Consider the following 16,592-nt stretch of genomic DNA (forward strand, 5'->3'; position numbering starts at 1 on the left):
CTGGCGCTAAGCAAAACTGGTTAGAGTATTGTCCACGGCTCGAAGAAGGAGGTGTTCCCCGTGGTGTTGATGAGACACGAAATTGGTGATGTGTTACGTGATTACCGTTTGTCGCGTGGAAAGACCCTGCGCCAGGTCGCGGGGAGTGCAAACGTCGCCCTTGGTTACCTCAGCGAAATCGAGCGCGGTCAAAAAGAAGCCAGCAGTGAAGTGCTGCAAGCCATCGCGGAGGCCCTCGAGTCACCGCTGTCAGAAATCTTGGTCGAAGTGGGCGAGCGTCTCGCCGTCTTTGAAGAGCTCACCCCGGTCTCCGACGTGCCAGACACCCTGCCCGACGAGCTCTACCGCGACCTCGGTCCCGTGGGAGCAAGCCAGCGCTAACGCCCGGGCAGTGCCTGGCGCGAGATGGGTCTTCCACACACGGTGACGCGCAGCGAGTTCGATCGAGCGGTGGCCGACGAGTTCGGCGACACCACCGGGCGCACCCTGGTGCGCGAACTGGTGATGCGCGCACTCGGCGGAGTGACCGCCACCGAAGCGCTCGGCCGGGGCGATGCTCCCGCTGCGGTGTGGCGGGCGCTGTGTGACGAAATGGATGTCGCCCCTCCCCGTCGATACGGCGTCGGGATCGCCACACCGCCCGAGGCGCCATCGCAAGAAGGGGTAACGGCTGAGGGTTAGGTCCTCAGTCCTCAGCACTATGCCCTCAGCACTATGCCCTCAGCACTATGCCCTCAGCACTATGCCCTCGAAGTCCTGTGCCGTGGGAGCGGGGAGCGGGGCAGAAACCGCAGGGTAGAGGGCGGCTGAGTGTGTCTGATTCTCGCCGCGGTGGTCGGGCGAGCGACACGCCGTGGAACAACTGTTCGAATATTCGTTCGAATGGCACTAGCCTCGTCCCCAGGGAGTAACGGTCTGTTGTTTCCCACAGAAGTCCGCTTGAACCGCGAGTGTCGGGGGTGGCGGGTTAGCGTGGGGCCGCTTCTGTTACACCCCACCGCCTTGTCGAGAGACCACGGGCCTTACGGGGCCGCGCGGAGGACGACAGCCGATAGGCAGCCACCCACAATGAGCGAGGAGTAAGTCACCATGACCCAAAATTCCGACCGCGAGAAGGCGCTCGACGCCGCCCTTGCACAGATCGACCGCCAGTTTGGAAAAGGCTCGGTGATGCGCCTGGGTTCGGAAGAACGCGCCCCCGTCGCCGTCATCCCCACCGGTTCCATTGCCCTTGACGTTGCCCTCGGAGTGGGAGGTCTGCCCAGAGGGCGCATCACCGAAATTTATGGACCGGAATCGTCGGGTAAAACAACCCTGACCCTGCACGCCATCGCCAACGCTCAAGCCCAGGGTGGTATCGCGGCGTTTGTCGACGCCGAGCACGCACTGGACCCGGAATACGCCAAAAGCCTCGGGGTGAACATCGACGAGCTGCTGGTCAGCCAACCCGACACCGGTGAGCAGGCACTCGAAATTGCCGACATGTTGGTCCGCTCCGGTTCGGTCGACCTCGTCGTCATCGACTCGGTCGCCGCCCTGGTGCCCCGCGCCGAAATCGAAGGCGAAATGGGCGATAGTCACGTGGGCTTGCAGGCCCGGCTGATGAGCCAGGCGCTTCGGAAACTCACCGGTGGTCTCAACGCCACCGGCACCACGATGATCTTCATCAACCAGTTGCGCGAAAAGATCGGTGTCTTCTTCGGAAGCCCCGAGACCACCTCGGGGGGTAAAGCCCTCAAGTTCTACGCCTCCGTACGCCTCGACATTCGACGCATCGAAACCCTGAAAGAGGGCTCCGATGCGGTGGGTAACCGCACCCGAGTCAAAGTGGTGAAAAACAAGATGGCGCCGCCGTTCAAGCAAGCCGAGTTCGACATTATTTACGGCATCGGTATCTCTCGCGAGGGAAGCCTCATCGACTTTGGTGTCGAACACAACCTGGTGCGCAAATCCGGCGCCTGGTTCACCTACGAGGGCGATCAGCTGGGTCAGGGTAAAGAAAACGCCCGTCGCTACCTGCTGGAGCACCCCGAAATCGCCAACGAAATCGAACGTCGCATCCTCGAGCAGTTGGGCATCGCCCAAATCACGGGTGACAACGTCGCAGAAGTCACCGGCGCCGATGGAACAGGGGCCCAGTCGCCCAAAGCCGCCGGTAAAGACACGGCCACTAAAGACACGGCCACTCAAGACGAGGCCGCTGCCGAAGCGCCGGTGGAATCACTGGAAGAAAAGCGCGCCGAGAAAAGCGCGTAGGGCGTCGGTAGCTCACGGTTATGACACAGTCACCGAAGGACACGGCGGGGGAAGGCGTGGCAGAAGTCATTGCCTTCCCTGGCCTAGTCCAGACAGAGCAGTCCCTCGTTGAGGAAAGCCCCGTTCAGCACTCACTCCCGCAGGATCAACCGGCCGAACACAATCCAGCCGGGAACATAGGGGCGGAGTCGAGTTCAGCTGACGTGTCTGTTACACAAGAGCCGGTCGCACAAGAGCCAGCTGATGCGGACACTGCCACGCAGTGGCCAGGCCAGCTGATCGACTTGCAGCAGGCGCGCGCCATGGCGGGGTTGGCAGACGGTGGGCCGGCAGGTGTGGAATCCGCAGATGCGACACCCTCAGATGCCGCGCTGTTCGATGTCGCTGCGTTAGATGCCGAAGCGGGTGTCTCGGTCGAGGGTGATGCCGATGAGGAGTCAGCGGCTGAATCCGCGCTCACCACGGCCCGGCATATCGCCCTGCGCAGTTTGGCAGCGAGGGCTCGTTCAGAGGCCGAGCTTCGACAAAAGCTCGCCGATCGCGGTGTGGAGCGCCCAGCAGTAGACCAGGTCATTGACCGGCTGGTGTCAGAGGGTTTGATCAATGACGCGCAGTTGGCCGAAGACATCGCGCGGGGCCTCAGCGAATCGAAAAAAATGGGTCCGGTGGGCATTAAGCAAGCACTCGTGAAGAGGCGTATCCCACGGGGAATCATCGACCAGGTCGCTGCCGGTTTGGATGAGGTCGATGACGACACCCTGGAGGAGCTCGCCCGCTCACGAATGCGCGTCCTTCGGGGCTTGGACCGGGCCGTTCAAGTGCGTCGATTGGTGGGTTTTCTTGCCCGCCGCGGTTATCAAGGACCCGATGTGTATCGGGTGGTCGACCTCGTCGTCGATGAACCCGAAGGCGGCTGGGACCCCGATTCGGGTGCCGCGTCAGATTCCGGCCCAGGAGGGAACCTGGGCGTGGCTGAGGGAGCGCGAGTGACCAGACTGTCTAGTCGGGGGCAGTGGGGTTCGCGGGGTAATTCGCGGGGTAATTCGCGAGGTAGCTCGCGGGGGAGTAGTTAAGCCAACGGGTTTTAGACTGTCAGTGTGAGTATGGACACGCAGGCTGCCGTGCAGGAGAAGACTCTGCCACCGACGGCTCAGGCTTTTGGAGCGGGTCGAAGCTACGAAGTGCGCACGTTTGGCTGTCAGATGAACGTGCACGACTCGGAACGGATGGCCGGTTCACTCGAGGCGGCTGGTTTCCACGAAGCAGCCACCGGCGAAGAGGCGGACGTCATCGTGATCAACACGTGTGCGGTTCGAGAAAACGCCGATAACAAGCTCTATGGGACCCTTGGCCACCTCGCCGAGAAAAAACGCGAAAAGCCTGGAATGCAGATTGCCGTGGGCGGTTGCCTCGCCCAAAAAGATCAGTCGGGCATTGTGGAGCGCGCCCCCTGGGTGGACGTGGTCTTTGGGACACACAACATGGGTTCGCTGCCGACCCTGTTGGAGCGCTCCCGGCACAACCAGCAAGCAGAGGTGGAAATCCTCGAGGCCCTCGAAGTCTTCCCTTCGACGCTGCCGACGAAACGAGAGAGCACTTACTCGGGCTGGGTGAGCATTTCTGTGGGCTGTAACAACACCTGCACCTTTTGCATCGTGCCGAGCCTGCGCGGAAAGGAAAAAGACCGCCGTCCCGGCGACATCCTCCGGGAAGTCCAGGCCCTGGTCGATGACGGTGCACTGGAGGTGACCCTGCTCGGCCAAAACGTCAACACCTACGGTGTGGAATTTGGTGACCGGGGGGCTTTTGGCAAGTTGTTACGCGCCGCTGGTGAAATCGAGGGGCTCGAGCGGATTCGCTTCACCAGTCCGCACCCGGCGGCGTTCACCGACGACGTGATCGATGCGATGGCCGAGACACCCAGCGTGATGCCACAGCTGCACATGCCCCTGCAGTCCGGCTCGGATTCCATTTTGAAAGCGATGCGGCGCAGTTACCGCAGTGAGAAGTTCTTGGGCATTTTGGATCGGGTGCGGGAAAAAATTCCCCACGCCGCGATTACGACCGACATCATCGTCGGATTTCCCGGCGAAACCGAAAAGGATTTCGAAGACACCCTCGAAGTGGTGCGAAAAGCCCGCTTCGCCAGTGCCTACACCTTCCAGTACTCGATTCGACCGGGAACCCCGGCGGCGACAATGCCCGACCAGGTGCCCAAAGAGGTCGTCCAGGAGCGCTTCGAGCGCCTGGTGGCGCTGCAAGACGAGATGTCCTGGCAGGAAAACAGCCGTCAGCTAGGCCGTGATGTCGAGGTCCTGATCGCGACCGGTGAAGGGCGAAAAAACGACGACACCCACCGGGTCTCCGGTCGTGCACAAGACGGTCGCCTAGTCCACGTCGGATTAGTCGACGGTCAAGAACCACCCCGACCGGGTGATGTGATGGACGCCACCGTGAGCGATGCGAGGCCGTTTTTCCTCATCGCCGACCCGCAGGGCTCAGAGGGCTTTTCGGTGCGGCGGACCCGAGCCGGTGACGCCTACGACCGGGCTCAAGCCGAATCCTGCGGGGCTCCCACCGCAGCGACTGCGTCATCGACGCCCGTTTCTCTGGGTTTGCCCATCCGTCGACGAGACCAGTAGGCCGGTGGTGGCCACACAGCAGCCGGCCCGCCAGGCAGCAGGGCAGGCCGCTGGCTCCCCGCTGTGGGCGCTGGTGGGTCCGACGGGGACGGGCAAGACCGCCACGGCTCTCGCCGTGGCGAAGGCGGCGTCGACCCGCGGGCTTCGTGTGGAGGTGGTGAGCGCCGATGCCATGCAGCTCTACCGGGGGATGGACATTGGCACGGCAAAAGCCAGTGCCACAGAGCGTGTGGAGGTGCCCCACCACCTACTCGATGTCTGGGAGCCCACGGTGGAGGCCAGTGTCGAGGACTATCAGCGACGAGCCCGGAGCACCATCGACGAGATGTCCCAGCGCGGAGTTATTCCGCTGTTAGTGGGAGGCTCTGGCCTCTACGTCTCGTCGGTGCTCTATGACTTTCGCTTTCCCGGCCACGAGCCCGACATTCGCCAGCGCCTGGAGGCCGAACTCGAGCAGGAGGGGTTGGCCGCTCTGGTGGCCCAGCTGAGGCAGAAAGACCCCGAAGTGGCCGGTGTGCTCGACCTGCAGAACCCCCGCCGGGTGGTGCGGGCACTCGAGGTCATGGAGCTCACCGGTGAGCCGCCCAGCGTCAGCCTGGAGGCGAGGGGCCAGTGGTGGTATGACTCGTGCACCCTGGTGGGACTGGCGGGTCCATGGGAGTGGTTGGATGCCCGCCTCGATGAGCGAGTGGGTCAGATGTGGCAGCGCGGTCTCGTCGAAGAGGTGCGCACCCTGCGAGAGGGTGGGCTTGGCAAAACGGCGGCGCAAGCCATCGGGTACCGGGAAGTCATTGACTACTTAGACGGCGAGCTGTCAGAGGACGAGGCACGAGAGCAGGTGGCTCAACACACCAGGAGATACGCCAGGAAGCAAATGTCGTGGTTTCGACGAGATGGCAACGTGCACTGGCTAAACGCCAGTGCACCGGAGCTCACCGAGCAGGCCGTGGAGTATTTTCTCCAGACCCACGAGTCCCCTGGCTAAGTGCCTGGCTAAGTGGATGTCCCCGCCGCTCACCACAGTGGCTGGGGCTTTAGCGGCTGGGGCTTTGTAGGCTCGGGGTATGGCATCGACTCCCCCCCAGACCCTCCAGGTGGAAAAAGCCCACGGGACGGGTAACGACTTCGTGGTCTTTGCCGACCCCGACGGCCTCCACGATCTGAGCGTCGAACAGGTCCAAGCCCTCTGCGATCGACATCGCGGGGTGGGAGCAGACGGGATCCTTCGCGCCGCGCGGAGTGCGGACTCCCCGGAGGTTCAGGGGCTCTTGGCCAGTGAACCCGAAGCGACCTGGTTTATGGACTATCGAAACGCTGATGGTTCACTCGCCGAGATGTGCGGAAACGGAATCCGGGTCTTTGTGGACTTTTTGGTGCGACACAGCCTGGTGAGCCTCACCCCCGGCCAGACTCTGCCGGTAGCGACCCGAGGTGGGGTGCGCGATGTGACCGTCTCGGCCAGTGGCCACTATCAGGTCGATTTGGGCCGCTGGCGCCTGGTCGACACCGACACCCTCGTGCACGTGCCAGGCCTCGATGTGCCCCGACCTGCACTGCGACTGACTGTGCCAAACCCGCACGCGGTGGTCATTCTGGCCAGTAATGAAGAACTCGACGCCTTGGATTTATCGGCACTGCCCGATGTGCGACCCGTTCCAGAAGACGGCATCAACGTCGAGTTTGTGGTCCCCCAAGAACCGTTGGTCACCGACGGTGTGGGACACATTCGAATGCGTGTGTTTGAGCGCGGTGTGGGAGAAACCCTCTCCTGTGGCACGGGTGCAGCCACCGCCGCCCTCGCCGCCCGGCACTTTGTCGGAGACATGGCTCCACACCACTGGCGAGTCGATGTCCCTGGTGGACAACTCTCGGTGCGAATGTTCCCCACAGAAGAGGGTGAACACGTGGCACTATCCGGTCCCGCACAGCGCGTGTTTCACTGCGAGGTGGAGATCTAACACCACACACCACGCCACAGCGTGGTGTGTGGTTAGTCCGCCTGGCGGGTGACCCGGAGAATCCAAAACCCCTTATCGCGGGCTTCCCGGGTGGCGTAGAAGGCGCCCCCGTGTTCGGTGTTTAGCCAGCGAAGTAGCGATTCTGCGCCGAGGCTTTTGGAGACCACAAGCCAGGCTTCCCCCTCGGGGGCAAGCCGGTCGAGCCAGGTGCGAAGAAGCTCGTGCAGGGCAGGTTTTCCGATTCGAATCGGCGGGTTCGACCACAGTGTGTCGATGGCACCGGGAGCGGGGGAGTACTCCTGCCACTGATCGGGGGAGAACACCTCAATGCTCGAAAGACCCAGTGCGGTGGCGTTTGACGCACAGGCCTCGAGGGCTCGGCTGTTGACATCCACCGCATACACTCTGGCCTCCGGAGCCATCATGGCCATCGTCAGCGCGAGCGGACCCCAGCCACAGCCGACGTCCACCATTGTCTGCCCGCGTGGCGGCGGGACGTGGCGAAGCAGTGCGGCCGTGCCGCGGTCTAATCCCTCCGGCGAGAAAGTACCGGAGAGGGTCTGGAGCGACACTCTCGATCCGGCCAACTCCACAGAGAGCGTTCGTTCGTGGCGGGCTGAGTCGGGGTCTTCTGAGAAGTAGTGCTCGCTCGCCACAGCCTTAAGACTACTTCTGTCATCGCCCAAGGCTCGTCAGAAGCGTCCAAGCCTGCACCAAGGGTGCAGGCATATCCTGGAGCCATGACAACGATGACTCCCGCCCCCGCGCTCAATTTTGGTGAAGCGATTCAGAGTGTGTTTCGTAAATACGCGGAATTTACCGGGCGCGCCTCACGATCAGAGTTTTGGTGGTTCACGCTTTTTAGCACCCTCGTCTCCTTCGGGACCAGTTCGATCTTTGCGGGCCTGTCCGGAGCGTGGTTTTTCGCCGTCATCGTGCCCTCGTTGGCGGTGGGGGTGCGGCGTCTGCGCGATGCCGGTCTGAGTTGGGCCTGGTTATTCTTCCTCCTACTGCCCATCGTCGGGCTCATTGTGCTCGCCGTCCTCTTCGCCCAGCCACCCCAGGCCACACCCCGAGTCGTCACCGACGTCCCACCCGGACGGGTGCCGCCGACCGCCTCGGCCTAGACGGCCCCACGCACCGTGGCCGAACGGGCCCGGTGTGAGCGGGGTCAGTGTGAAAAGGGCCGGATTGGATTAGGCCGCTGTGACGGGGCTACTGCTCGGGGTGATCTGAACCTCCCGGAAGCCCTGTAGTTCGGGGCGGAGTACTCCGATGAGGCCGAGGCCCCGGCTGGTGAGATGGAAAATCGCGTTTTGCCGATAGCTTCGGGCGAGACTCATCGTGTAGTCGCGCAGCGCAGGGGCATCATCGGGGTTTGCCAAGAGGGCAAAGCCCGGCTCGACGTGGTCTGATTCGAGTGAATACCCGGGACACGCTCTGACCACCACACTCGCGTGGTCCAATTCGTGGGCGAGGCTCGCCGTGGCGGCCGCGTTTTCTTCCGGCGAGAATTGTCCCGCCGATTCGGGGTTTTCTGCGGTGAGGATAAACGCCTCGGTGTGGGGAGAGAGGACGCGAGACGCGTCGTCACCCTCGAGGAGGGTGGGTGTGATCCGCCAATAGTGACCGCGGTGATCGGCGAGTTCCAACACCGTGGCGAAATACAGCTCTTCGAGCGAGGCGCTATCCATCCCCTTAGAGTAATCGGCCCACACCCCAGAAGGGGAGGGGTGTGGGCCGATGGGGGTGGCGTGATGGGTCCGGCCGATAGGGGTGGTCGATGGGGGGCGGCGTGTGTGGTGGGCGCTTTAGCGGCGATGTTTTTTCACGGGGAGGCCCGCGGTCTCGTCGACAAACCACGGATAAAAGCCCACGCTCTCCAGTTCTGCCTGGAGTTGGCTACGGGCCCAGCCCATATCGGCCAAGGCGATAAAGCCGGTGACTTCCTCGGTGGGGGCCGACTGCGCGGTGTCGTCTGCGGCGGGTGGGCTGCTCCGCCGGAGCCCTTCGAAGCGCCAGCACAGCGGCTCCGGGGTGACTGGTTGTGCAAGTCGCGGAATCTCGGATTCTCGAAGCGACCAGAACTCCCGGGGCAGCGCCCAGCGCTCCACGTGCAGGGCGTAGGGCAATGAGGAGTCAAAGGAGTGACTCACGGCGCCTGGGCCGCCCGGGTGGGCCCCCTCGAGCATCGCGCGGTCTTCGGCGAGCAGGGTCACGAGCTCGGGGTATTGGGGCTCTCGCACAATGTGCAGGAATTGTCCTGCCAACAGATACAAACTCATCACTATCCCTCCGGCCAAGGAGCCCACACCTCGTGGGCCGTTATCTGAGTAACCCTCACGCTAGGCACGACCACCGACACCCCACATCGCGTGGCGTGCTGTCACACTGGGAGAGGACCCGGTGAGGTCACCATAGCCCGCTGGTTGAAGGAGCGAAATGGCGACGAACAAACAGGCACAGATGTTCAGTGAGCTGACCCACTCACGCCGCAGCACCAGGGATTTTCTGGACACCCCGGTGGCTCCTGAGCTCCTCGACGAGGTCCTCCAGGAGGCACTGAGTGCCCCCAGCTGGTCCAACACTCGCCCCTACCGAGTCGCGGTGGCAACGGGAGAGGTCAAGGAGCGCATTTCGCAGAAACTCCTCGGTCGCTTCGATGACATCATGCGCACCAGAAGCCCGAAGCTTCGCACCCGACTGAAGGGGGGCCTCAGTGCGCTGAGCCTCCTCCGCAGTGATTTTCGAATCCCCATTACCTACCCGGATGATCTTCGCGCCCGGCAGGTCCAGCTGGGTAAAGCGCTCTTTTCCCACCTTGGTGTCGCGCGCGGTGACGTCGAGGCGAGAAACGAACAGATTCGACGCAATATGCGCTTTTTTGGTGCGCCGGTAGGGCTGTTTTTCTTTGCCCGCAAAGGCATGGGGGTCTACTCCCCACTCGATGCCGGCCACTTCATGCAAACGCTGATGCTCTCGGCTAAAGCCCGCGGGCTCGACACCTGCGCACAGGGGTTTCTCGCGTTCTGGTCGGGTCCCATTCGTGATGAATTTGATGTGCCAGAGGGCTACAAACTCTTGTGTGGAATGTCGCTGGGTTATGCGGCCGAAAGCCACACCAACGAGTTTGTCCCACCAGTGACCGAGCTTCAGGACATCGCTCTGCCCCTCTCCCAAAAGTAGACGTGGGGGGTAGGAAACTTCAGTAGTCAGTAACCTGCGTGGCCGTGCGGGTTCTCTGATTTCAACTTGTTCTTCGGGTTTTAGGGTTCAGGCTGTGGAAAAATCCTGAAGGTTTAATCCCGCGTGAAGTACCCTCTCGACATGGGCGGATTGTTACATGTACGCTTGTGGTTATGGCGAAGCGAAGCGGAGACCGGCGCGTGAGCGTGCGTGTGGCCGACCACCGCGCACGCCTTCGGGGTGAGGGTCTGAAGCCCGTTCAGATGTGGCTTCCCGACACCAGTAACGCCGAAGTACGAGCGGAATTGGCGGCGGTATGCCAGGCGATTGAGGCCTACCCGGGTGCTGCTGACGACCAGGCGTTTGTTTACGCGCTCGCTGAGGACGATCAGTGAGGCGAGGCGACCTCGTTCTCGCCTCAGCCGGTTCAGGTTATGCAGGAAAACCACGGCCGGTGCTCATTGTCCAAGACGATGCACTTGAGGCATTGAGTTCAGTAGTGGTGTGCCCGCTATCCACCACAAGTCCCGCCGATGGCCGCATTCGCCTTGCTGTCTCGGCGACCGCTGACAACGGCTTGGCGGCAGACTGCGTAATCATGACCGACAAAGTTACTGCCGTGCCGACTTCCAAGCTGGGCGTAGTAATTGGCTCTCTCGCTCGCCCGCAGATGAGAAGCGTAAATCACGCGCTGGGGCTTGTCTTGGGGTTTGGTCAGCAGGCCGCGCGATAGCCCCCTGAGTCGCTTAGGACCTCAGCGCCTCGACGGTCGTGGACGAAAGGCTTCCGAGTGATCCAATTGAGGTGTCCACTCGCTGGCCGACGCGGAGATAACCTTTGGGTTCCATCCCCATACCGACCCCCTCGGGTGTGCCGGTATTGATGATGTCGCCGGGGAATAACTCCATGCACTGGCTGACGTAGTGAACAATCTCGGCTACCGGGAAAATCATGTCGTTCGTGTTGGAGCTCTGCCGGGTCTCGCCATCGACGCTGCACGTGAGCGCTTGGTTTTGGGGGTCAAAACTGGCGTCTGTCTCAATCCATGGCCCGCAGGGGTTAAAGGTGGGGAAGGCTTTTCCTTTGTCCCACTGGCCACCGCGTTCAATTTGCCAGTGGCGCTCGGAGACATCCTGCGAGATGGTGTAGCCCAGTACGGCGTCCATTGCCTGAGCCTCGCTCGCTGCGTAACGAAGCCGGCTGCCCATGACGATCGCGAGCTCGACTTCGTAGTCCGTTTTCTCTGAGCCGGGAGGAATTTCGATGTCGTCGTGTGGACCCACGACACAGTCTGGGGCTTTCATGAAGATGACCGGTTCGCTCGGCGGTGTCGCGCCGGTTTCTGCTGCGTGCCGGCGGTAGTTCAAGCCGATGCAGACCACTTTGGTGGGCCGGGCGACCGGGGCTCCGATTCGTTGACCAGAGAGGGAAATCGTGGGGAAACCCTCCAGCGACGCCTCGGCGACCTTTTCCAGAGCACCCGATGACAGGGATTCTCGCGACCAATCCGAAATCACGGCGCTGACGTCCACTGCCGTGGTGTCGTCGGTGAAGACGACAGGAATCTCATGCCCCACAGGGCCCACTCGACCGATTTTCACTCTGTTCCCCCCTGGCGATGCACCTCTTTGAACACGCCAGCTGGCGCATCCCCCATACTATTCAGGAAATCCTGCGAGGAGAACAATGGTGTGCGCCACTATGGCCTCGGCGGCGGGCCACAGCGCTCAGTGCCGAGGGTTAACGGCGAGGACACTATGGCTCGGCGAGGATATTGTGGCTCGCCGAGGACACTGTGTCCTCGCCCTCGACATTTGAGAAGGTTCTCGTGGCAGTATGCCGGCTAGACAATGTCGTTTAGGCGCGCAACCCCGTGTGCCTCACAGCGTGTGACCCGATCCGCTACATTCCCACCCAAAGAGCCCCACGAGAAGAGACCGACCATGGCGACCAGACGTTTCCCCCGGCCTAAAGACCTTGCACCGCTGCTGAAGTTTAAGAAGTGGGAGCCGAATGCGACCAAGCGGCGCCTGGATAAGGCGCTGACGATTTGGGATCTAAAAGATATTGCCAAAAGGCGCACCCCGAAGGCTCCTTTTGATTACACGGATGGTTCCGCTGAGGCGGAGTTGTCGCTCGGTCGGGCTCGGGAAGCGTTCCAAGACATCGAATTTCATCCCGCGATCCTGCGGGATGTCTCCCAGGTGGATTTGTCTCGTGACGTGTTGGGCCAGAAGGTGTCGATGCCGGTGGGAATTGCGCCGACTGGTTTCACCCGGATGATGCACACCGAGGGCGAAATTGCCGGGGTGCAGGCTGCCGACCAGTGGGGTATTCCCTTTTCGCTTTCCACCATGGGGACGCGTTCGATGGAGGAAGTGCAGGCGGCGGGGCCCGATGCGCGCAAGTGGTTCCAGTTGTATATGTGGAAAGACCGCGATCGTTCGATGGAGTTGGTGGATCGGGCGTGGAAGGCGGGTTTTGACACCCTCCAGGTCACGGTCGATGTTCCGGTAGCAGGCGCAAGGCTTCGGGATAAGAGGAATGGGTTTTCGATTCCTCCGGCGCTGACGCTGGGGACGATTGTCAATGCGATTCCCCGGCCGTGGTGGTGGTTTGATTTCCTCACCACAGATCCTCTCGAGTTTGCGTCGCTGTCGAGTTGGGATGGCACGGTTGCTGAACTTCTGGATTTCATGTTCGACCCCACCGTCACGTATGACGATTTGGAATGGGTGAAAAGCCAGTGGCCGGGCAAGATCGTGGTCAAGGGTATTCAAACCCTCGAGGACGCTAAGCGAGTGTCGAAACTCGGCGTTGACGGAATTGTGTTGTCTAACCACGGCGGGCGGCAGCTCGATCGTGCGCCGATTCCCTTCCACCTGTTGCCTCAGGTGGTCAAAGCGGTCGGGAAAGACACTGAAGTGCATCTGGACACCGGAATCATGTCCGGGGCGGACATTATCGCGTCGGTGGCCCTGGGGGCACGGTTCACCATGGTGGGGCGTGCGTATTTGTATGGGCTGATGGCCGGAGGCCTACCCGGGGTCAATCGCACCTTCGAGATTCTCTCCGAGCAAATGGCTCGCACGATGCGACTGTTGGGGGTTACCCACCTCGACGAGCTCACACCCGCACACGTCACCCAACTGCGACGCATGACACCAAGAGACGCCTGATGCCTCCGGGGAGGCGGATGGCGCTCCGCCGCGCCGCGATGTCTATAGAGTGAGGCCATGGGAGTGAGTTTGGTTTCCGGCCAGAGCATCCAGCGGGCGTGTCGCTCAGGCGCTCCGGCTCTGGCCCCCATTGCACACCGAAGCAATGGACCGACCTGCCTCGGTATGTTTTGTGGGGCGCCCGCGGGGTGTGTGGCTGACTAAGCCCCACAATGTGCAGATTTCGACGATGACCACAGCACAGTGTTGAGAGGGAGAAGAAAATGACAGTACTGGATCAATTTCAACTACACGAGAAGAACATTGTTGTGACGGGCGCCGGCCGCGGTATTGGCCAAGCGCTGGCCGTCGCGCTGGCCGAAGCCGGCGCTCGGATCGCCCTGGTGGGCCGCGACCCCGTCGGGGCCGAAACGACTCTGAAGATGATCGATGAAGCCGGCAGCGAAGGCGTGTTCATTCAAGCGGACATCAACACAGACGAGGGTGTGGACAAAGCGGTCTCCGAGACTGTGTCCCAGCTGGGCTCACTGGATGTCCTGGTAAACAATGCGGGCGACTGCATTCACAAACCAGCCCTGGAAGTGACCCGCGAGGACTATCACGCGGTGATGGGGATCAACATGGAGTCGCTTTTCTTCCTCTCCCAGGCCGCGGGGAAAGTGATGCAGAAGCAAGGTCATGGCAACATCATCAATGTGGGCTCTATCTCGGCCCAGATCGTGAACCGCCCGCAGTGGCAACCCATCTACAACTCGTCCAAAGCGGCGGTGCACCAGTTGACCAAGAGTCTCGCCGTGGAGTGGGCGCCGTTTGGAATTCGAGTGAACGCGATCGCACCGGGGTACATCAAAACCGAAATGTCTCCCGTGGAGGAGCCTCAGTTCAAAACGCGATGGATCGATGACGTGCCCCAGCAGCGCTATGGAATGCCCGACGAACTGGGAACTGCGGTCGTCTATCTCGCGAGCGAAGGGTCGAGCTTCACGACGGGATCCGTGCTCCTTGTCGACGGCGGCTACACCCTCGTCTAAAACGGATGCAAATCCCGGAAAGGTTGTGACTAATGGCCCTGATGCGTGCACTTGTCGTTGAGAAAAAAGGTGAGTTGGCGCTTCGAGATATCGACGTCACCGAGGAGTTAGGTGCGAACGATGTGCGAATCGCCCTCAAAACGGTGGGGATATGCGCGAGCGATGTCCACTACTACACCGACGGCGCCATCGGCGACTTTGTAGTCCGAGAGCCTCTGATCCTCGGCCACGAAGCCTCCGGAGAGATTATCGAGGTCGGGTCAGGCGTCACCCACTTATCGGTGGGTGACCGGGTGTGTATGGAACCGGGGGTGCCAAACCCCGAGAGTATCGAAACAAAAACGGGTCACTATAACCTGGACCCCGACGTTCGATTTTGGGCCACTCCTCCCGTCCACGGAGTCTTGCGTAAAACGGTCGTACACCCCGCCGCCTTTACCTTCCCGCTGCCAGACAATGTCTCCTTTGCCGAGGGTGCAATGGTGGAACCTCTCGCAGTGGGCCTCCACGCTGCCAATAAAGCGCGAATTACTCCAGGAGATGTCGCCGTGGTCCACGGTGCCGGCACAATCGGGATGGTGACCGCCCTTGCTGCTTTGGCGGGCGGTTGTTCGCGCGTGTTTATTACCGACATCGTTCCGGAGAAGCTTGCCCTTGCGGAGACGTTGGGGGAGATTACGGCGATAAACGTTGTCGACCAGAATGTGGCAGAAGTTGTCAGCGCGGAAACAGCGGGTCGTGGTGCGGACATCGTTTTTGAGTGCAGCGGCAATCAGAGGGTTGCCGCGAGCGTCTTTGATGCCACAGCCCCCGGAGGCACAGTGGTTTTTGTGGGCCTCCCGCCAGGGAGTATCGACTACGACATCCTCCAGGGTTCGGTGAAAGAGATTACGGTTCAGCACGTTTTTCGCTATGCAAATGTCTACGACCGGGCCATCGCTCTGATGGCATCCGGCAAAATTGACGTCACGCCACTGCTGACAGACCGTTACCCTTTTGAGCAGTCTGTAGAGGCAGTCGAAGCGTTTTTGACCATGCGGCCAGAGTCGGTGAAAATCCAAATCGACATGGATTAACCCCGGACGTCCTGGCTGGAGCCCATCTAAAAGGGAGAAGACACAGTGGATTTCGTGTCACTCATTGTCCTGGCACTCATCGTGACCGGGGTCATTTTCGTCAGGAGACAACTCTTTCGCTCCCGGGCCATGGCGTTTGGCCGCCAACAAGCACGTGCCCTGGAGTCACTGGCCGCGAGCTTCCCCACCGAACACAGCAGTGCGCTCGCGATGAATGACGACGAAGAGTTTGTCTACCAGGCACAGGGGGTCTCCCTCACAGAAACCCGCCGGGGCGCCAGGCGCTCCCGGCGCACCCTCGGTGCGCTGACCTTCCGGGTCGCCCCCGGTGTCTTTGCCACTGGCGGTGCCGGTGGCAGTGTCAGCCCGCCGCCACCCGAGCACATGACGGCAATCGATCAGGGCTACGCCGTGTTCTCGAACCAACGAGTGGTGTTCGTCGGTGCCATGCACACCAGAGAGTGGGCGTTTTCCAAAATGCTGGGTGCCACCCCGTTTCAATCCTCCGGGGTGTTAATGGCGGTCTCCAACCGGCAAAAAATGTCCGGCATTGTTCCCACTCACCCAGGCGGACTAAGCCCCTGGGTGGCGTTCCAAATCGCCCAGCACGTGGCAGAACACGGCGTGGAGGCGGCGAAACAACAAATCGCTGACGCGATTAAAGACGCCCACGCCCAGGTCGACTTCATCAAATCCCACCTGTGGGCGACACGCTCCTCGGTGGAGCAGTTCCAGCGCCAGCAGGCCCGCGCTGCCACTGCCACACCCGCCACACCCGCCACGGGTTCCCCGTCGGGTGGTGACCGCAGCGAATCAGCCGTCCCGGATGGCAGGTCCGGGCCGGGGTCTCCCGCGACAATCGATGTGGTGGGGGAGTCGTTTCACCCCGAGAGCATGGCCACACTGCGCAAATACTTTCGCTCGAAGGGCAAAAGCGAACACATTGTGGAAGCAGAGCTTCGCTGTGACCCAGACAACCCGCATAGCCCGTCGGGAAAGGCCGTCGCTGTCTACATCCGAGACATGCTGGTCGGTCACATCCCAGAAGCCATTGCCCCGAAGGTGTTCGACCAGGTCGACGCCGAGGGCGGCACCCTGATGATGGGCTCCAGGTTGTGGCTGGATAGTCCGCGGGCGAAACCCAATAAGTCGTCGGTGGTCGTGTTTCTCGACTCCAGGCTTAGTATCTAGAGCCTCTCTGCCCATTTCCATCTTTGAGGTTTGTGTCAGTTCTTTTTGCGGTTTTAGCTCGGAAAAAAGGCCT

The 16,592-nt window shown here is 61.5% G+C and carries 19 protein-coding genes; 15 read left to right on the plus strand and 4 right to left on the minus strand.

From position 1 onward, the window contains the following. Positions 1–60 precede the first annotated feature (60 nt). The 7 genes from RI518_RS05635 to dapF all read left to right on the plus strand — a co-directional run bounded on the left by RI518_RS05635 (position 61) and on the right by dapF (position 6,856). Entirely contained in the window at positions 61–381 is a 321-nt protein-coding gene (locus RI518_RS05635; RefSeq protein WP_310672095.1) for a helix-turn-helix transcriptional regulator, read from the plus strand. A 42-nt stretch (positions 382–423) separates the two neighbouring features. Continuing rightward, the gene (locus RI518_RS05640) at positions 424–681 is read left to right on the plus strand and encodes a DUF3046 domain-containing protein (RefSeq protein WP_310689578.1); all 258 of its coding nucleotides are present in this window, start codon (positions 424–426) and stop codon (positions 679–681) included. Positions 682–1,089: 408 nt separating this feature from the next. Further along, positions 1,090–2,256: a recombinase RecA gene (gene recA / locus RI518_RS05645; protein ID WP_310689579.1), complete on the plus strand. Its 1,167-nt coding sequence runs from the start codon at positions 1,090–1,092 to the stop codon at positions 2,254–2,256. A 203-nt stretch (positions 2,257–2,459) separates the two neighbouring features. Next, positions 2,460–3,329: a regulatory protein RecX gene (locus tag RI518_RS05650; RefSeq protein ID WP_310689580.1), complete on the plus strand. Its 870-nt coding sequence runs from the start codon at positions 2,460–2,462 to the stop codon at positions 3,327–3,329. A gap of 30 nt (positions 3,330–3,359) precedes the next feature. After that, positions 3,360–4,898, plus strand: a complete 1,539-nt coding sequence (gene miaB / locus RI518_RS05655; RefSeq protein ID WP_310672115.1) for a tRNA (N6-isopentenyl adenosine(37)-C2)-methylthiotransferase MiaB — start codon at positions 3,360–3,362, stop codon at positions 4,896–4,898. Between the two features lie 7 nt (positions 4,899–4,905). After that, a complete protein-coding gene (gene miaA, locus RI518_RS05660) occupies positions 4,906–5,883 on the plus strand; it encodes a tRNA (adenosine(37)-N6)-dimethylallyltransferase MiaA (RefSeq protein ID WP_310689581.1) in 978 nt (325 codons plus the stop codon). Positions 5,884–5,962: 79 nt separating this feature from the next. Continuing rightward, a complete protein-coding gene (gene dapF, locus RI518_RS05665; protein WP_310672090.1) occupies positions 5,963–6,856 on the plus strand; it encodes a diaminopimelate epimerase in 894 nt (297 codons plus the stop codon). A 32-nt stretch (positions 6,857–6,888) separates the two neighbouring features. On the opposite strand, the gene RI518_RS05670 is transcribed toward dapF, so the two are convergent. Next, positions 6,889–7,512, minus strand: coding sequence for a methyltransferase (locus tag RI518_RS05670; RefSeq protein WP_310689582.1), 624 nt, complete (start codon positions 7,510–7,512; stop codon positions 6,889–6,891). An 84-nt stretch (positions 7,513–7,596) separates the two neighbouring features. On the opposite strand from RI518_RS05670, the gene RI518_RS05675 reads away from it, so the two are divergent. Beyond that, the gene (locus RI518_RS05675) at positions 7,597–7,983 is read left to right on the plus strand and encodes a DUF805 domain-containing protein (RefSeq protein ID WP_310672088.1); all 387 of its coding nucleotides are present in this window, start codon (positions 7,597–7,599) and stop codon (positions 7,981–7,983) included. Positions 7,984–8,052: 69 nt separating this feature from the next. On the opposite strand, the gene RI518_RS05680 is transcribed toward RI518_RS05675, so the two are convergent. Next, positions 8,053–8,550, minus strand: coding sequence for a DUF3293 domain-containing protein (locus tag RI518_RS05680; protein ID WP_310689583.1), 498 nt, complete (start codon positions 8,548–8,550; stop codon positions 8,053–8,055). A gap of 117 nt (positions 8,551–8,667) precedes the next feature. Next, a complete protein-coding gene (locus RI518_RS05685; protein ID WP_310672086.1) occupies positions 8,668–9,141 on the minus strand; it encodes a hypothetical protein in 474 nt (157 codons plus the stop codon). A gap of 157 nt (positions 9,142–9,298) precedes the next feature. Here RI518_RS05685 and RI518_RS05690 point away from each other — a divergent pair, with 157 nt between their 5' ends. The 3 genes from RI518_RS05690 (at position 9,299) to RI518_RS08055 (ending at position 10,775) form a co-directional block, all read left to right on the plus strand. After that, on the plus strand, positions 9,299–10,042 hold the full coding sequence (locus RI518_RS05690) for a nitroreductase (RefSeq protein ID WP_310672085.1): 744 nt from the start codon (positions 9,299–9,301) through the stop codon (positions 10,040–10,042). Between the two features lie 173 nt (positions 10,043–10,215). Further along, positions 10,216–10,437 carry an antitoxin MazE-like protein gene (locus tag RI518_RS05695; RefSeq protein ID WP_310672421.1) on the plus strand — a complete coding sequence of 74 codons (222 nt, stop codon included), beginning with the start codon at positions 10,216–10,218 and terminating at the stop codon, positions 10,435–10,437. Further along, positions 10,434–10,775, plus strand: coding sequence for a type II toxin-antitoxin system PemK/MazF family toxin (locus tag RI518_RS08055; RefSeq protein WP_397428160.1), 342 nt, complete (start codon positions 10,434–10,436; stop codon positions 10,773–10,775). Before RI518_RS05695 ends, RI518_RS08055 begins: the two co-directional genes overlap by 4 nt. Before the next feature lie 13 nt (positions 10,776–10,788). Here RI518_RS08055 and RI518_RS05700 read toward each other — a convergent pair whose 3' ends face one another. Next, on the minus strand, positions 10,789–11,643 hold the full coding sequence (locus RI518_RS05700) for a fumarylacetoacetate hydrolase family protein (protein WP_310672423.1): 855 nt from the start codon (positions 11,641–11,643) through the stop codon (positions 10,789–10,791). A gap of 342 nt (positions 11,644–11,985) precedes the next feature. Here RI518_RS05700 and RI518_RS05705 point away from each other — a divergent pair, with 342 nt between their 5' ends. The 4 genes from RI518_RS05705 (at position 11,986) to RI518_RS05720 (ending at position 16,519) form a co-directional block, all read left to right on the plus strand. Further along, entirely contained in the window at positions 11,986–13,221 is a 1,236-nt protein-coding gene (locus tag RI518_RS05705) for an alpha-hydroxy acid oxidase (RefSeq protein WP_310689584.1), read from the plus strand. 263 nt (positions 13,222–13,484) lie between these two features. Continuing rightward, on the plus strand, positions 13,485–14,252 hold the full coding sequence (locus RI518_RS05710; RefSeq protein ID WP_310689585.1) for a glucose 1-dehydrogenase: 768 nt from the start codon (positions 13,485–13,487) through the stop codon (positions 14,250–14,252). Between the two features lie 32 nt (positions 14,253–14,284). After that, positions 14,285–15,328, plus strand: a complete 1,044-nt coding sequence (locus RI518_RS05715) for an NAD(P)-dependent alcohol dehydrogenase (RefSeq protein WP_310689586.1) — start codon at positions 14,285–14,287, stop codon at positions 15,326–15,328. Positions 15,329–15,382: 54 nt separating this feature from the next. Continuing rightward, a complete protein-coding gene (locus RI518_RS05720; RefSeq protein WP_310689587.1) occupies positions 15,383–16,519 on the plus strand; it encodes a hypothetical protein in 1,137 nt (378 codons plus the stop codon). The last annotated feature ends 73 nt before the right edge of the window (positions 16,520–16,592 follow it).

Origin of the sequence: Pontimonas sp. (assembly GCF_031581085.1) — a bacterium.
GTDB lineage: Bacteria > Actinomycetota > Actinomycetes > Actinomycetales > Microbacteriaceae > Pontimonas.

What these genes read in the sequence shown, in the direction of transcription:
- miaB (WP_310672115.1), top strand. Translation starts at nt 3,360, where the DNA reads ATGGACACGCAGGCTGCCGTGCAGGAGAAGACTCTGCCACCGACGGCT.
- dapF (WP_310672090.1), top strand. Translation starts at nt 5,963, where the DNA reads ATGGCATCGACTCCCCCCCAGACCCTCCAGGTGGAAAAAGCCCACGGG.
- RI518_RS05695 (WP_310672421.1), top strand. Translation starts at nt 10,216, where the DNA reads ATGGCGAAGCGAAGCGGAGACCGGCGCGTGAGCGTGCGTGTGGCCGAC.
- RI518_RS05715 (WP_310689586.1), top strand. Translation starts at nt 14,285, where the DNA reads ATGGCCCTGATGCGTGCACTTGTCGTTGAGAAAAAAGGTGAGTTGGCG.
- RI518_RS05705 (WP_310689584.1), top strand. Translation starts at nt 11,986, where the DNA reads ATGGCGACCAGACGTTTCCCCCGGCCTAAAGACCTTGCACCGCTGCTG.
- recA (WP_310689579.1), top strand. Translation starts at nt 1,090, where the DNA reads ATGACCCAAAATTCCGACCGCGAGAAGGCGCTCGACGCCGCCCTTGCA.
- RI518_RS05710 (WP_310689585.1), top strand. Translation starts at nt 13,485, where the DNA reads ATGACAGTACTGGATCAATTTCAACTACACGAGAAGAACATTGTTGTG.
- RI518_RS05675 (WP_310672088.1), top strand. Translation starts at nt 7,597, where the DNA reads ATGACAACGATGACTCCCGCCCCCGCGCTCAATTTTGGTGAAGCGATT.
- RI518_RS05680 (WP_310689583.1), bottom strand. Translation starts at nt 8,550, where the DNA reads ATGGATAGCGCCTCGCTCGAAGAGCTGTATTTCGCCACGGTGTTGGAA.
- RI518_RS05690 (WP_310672085.1), top strand. Translation starts at nt 9,299, where the DNA reads ATGGCGACGAACAAACAGGCACAGATGTTCAGTGAGCTGACCCACTCA.
- RI518_RS05685 (WP_310672086.1), bottom strand. Translation starts at nt 9,141, where the DNA reads ATGAGTTTGTATCTGTTGGCAGGACAATTCCTGCACATTGTGCGAGAG.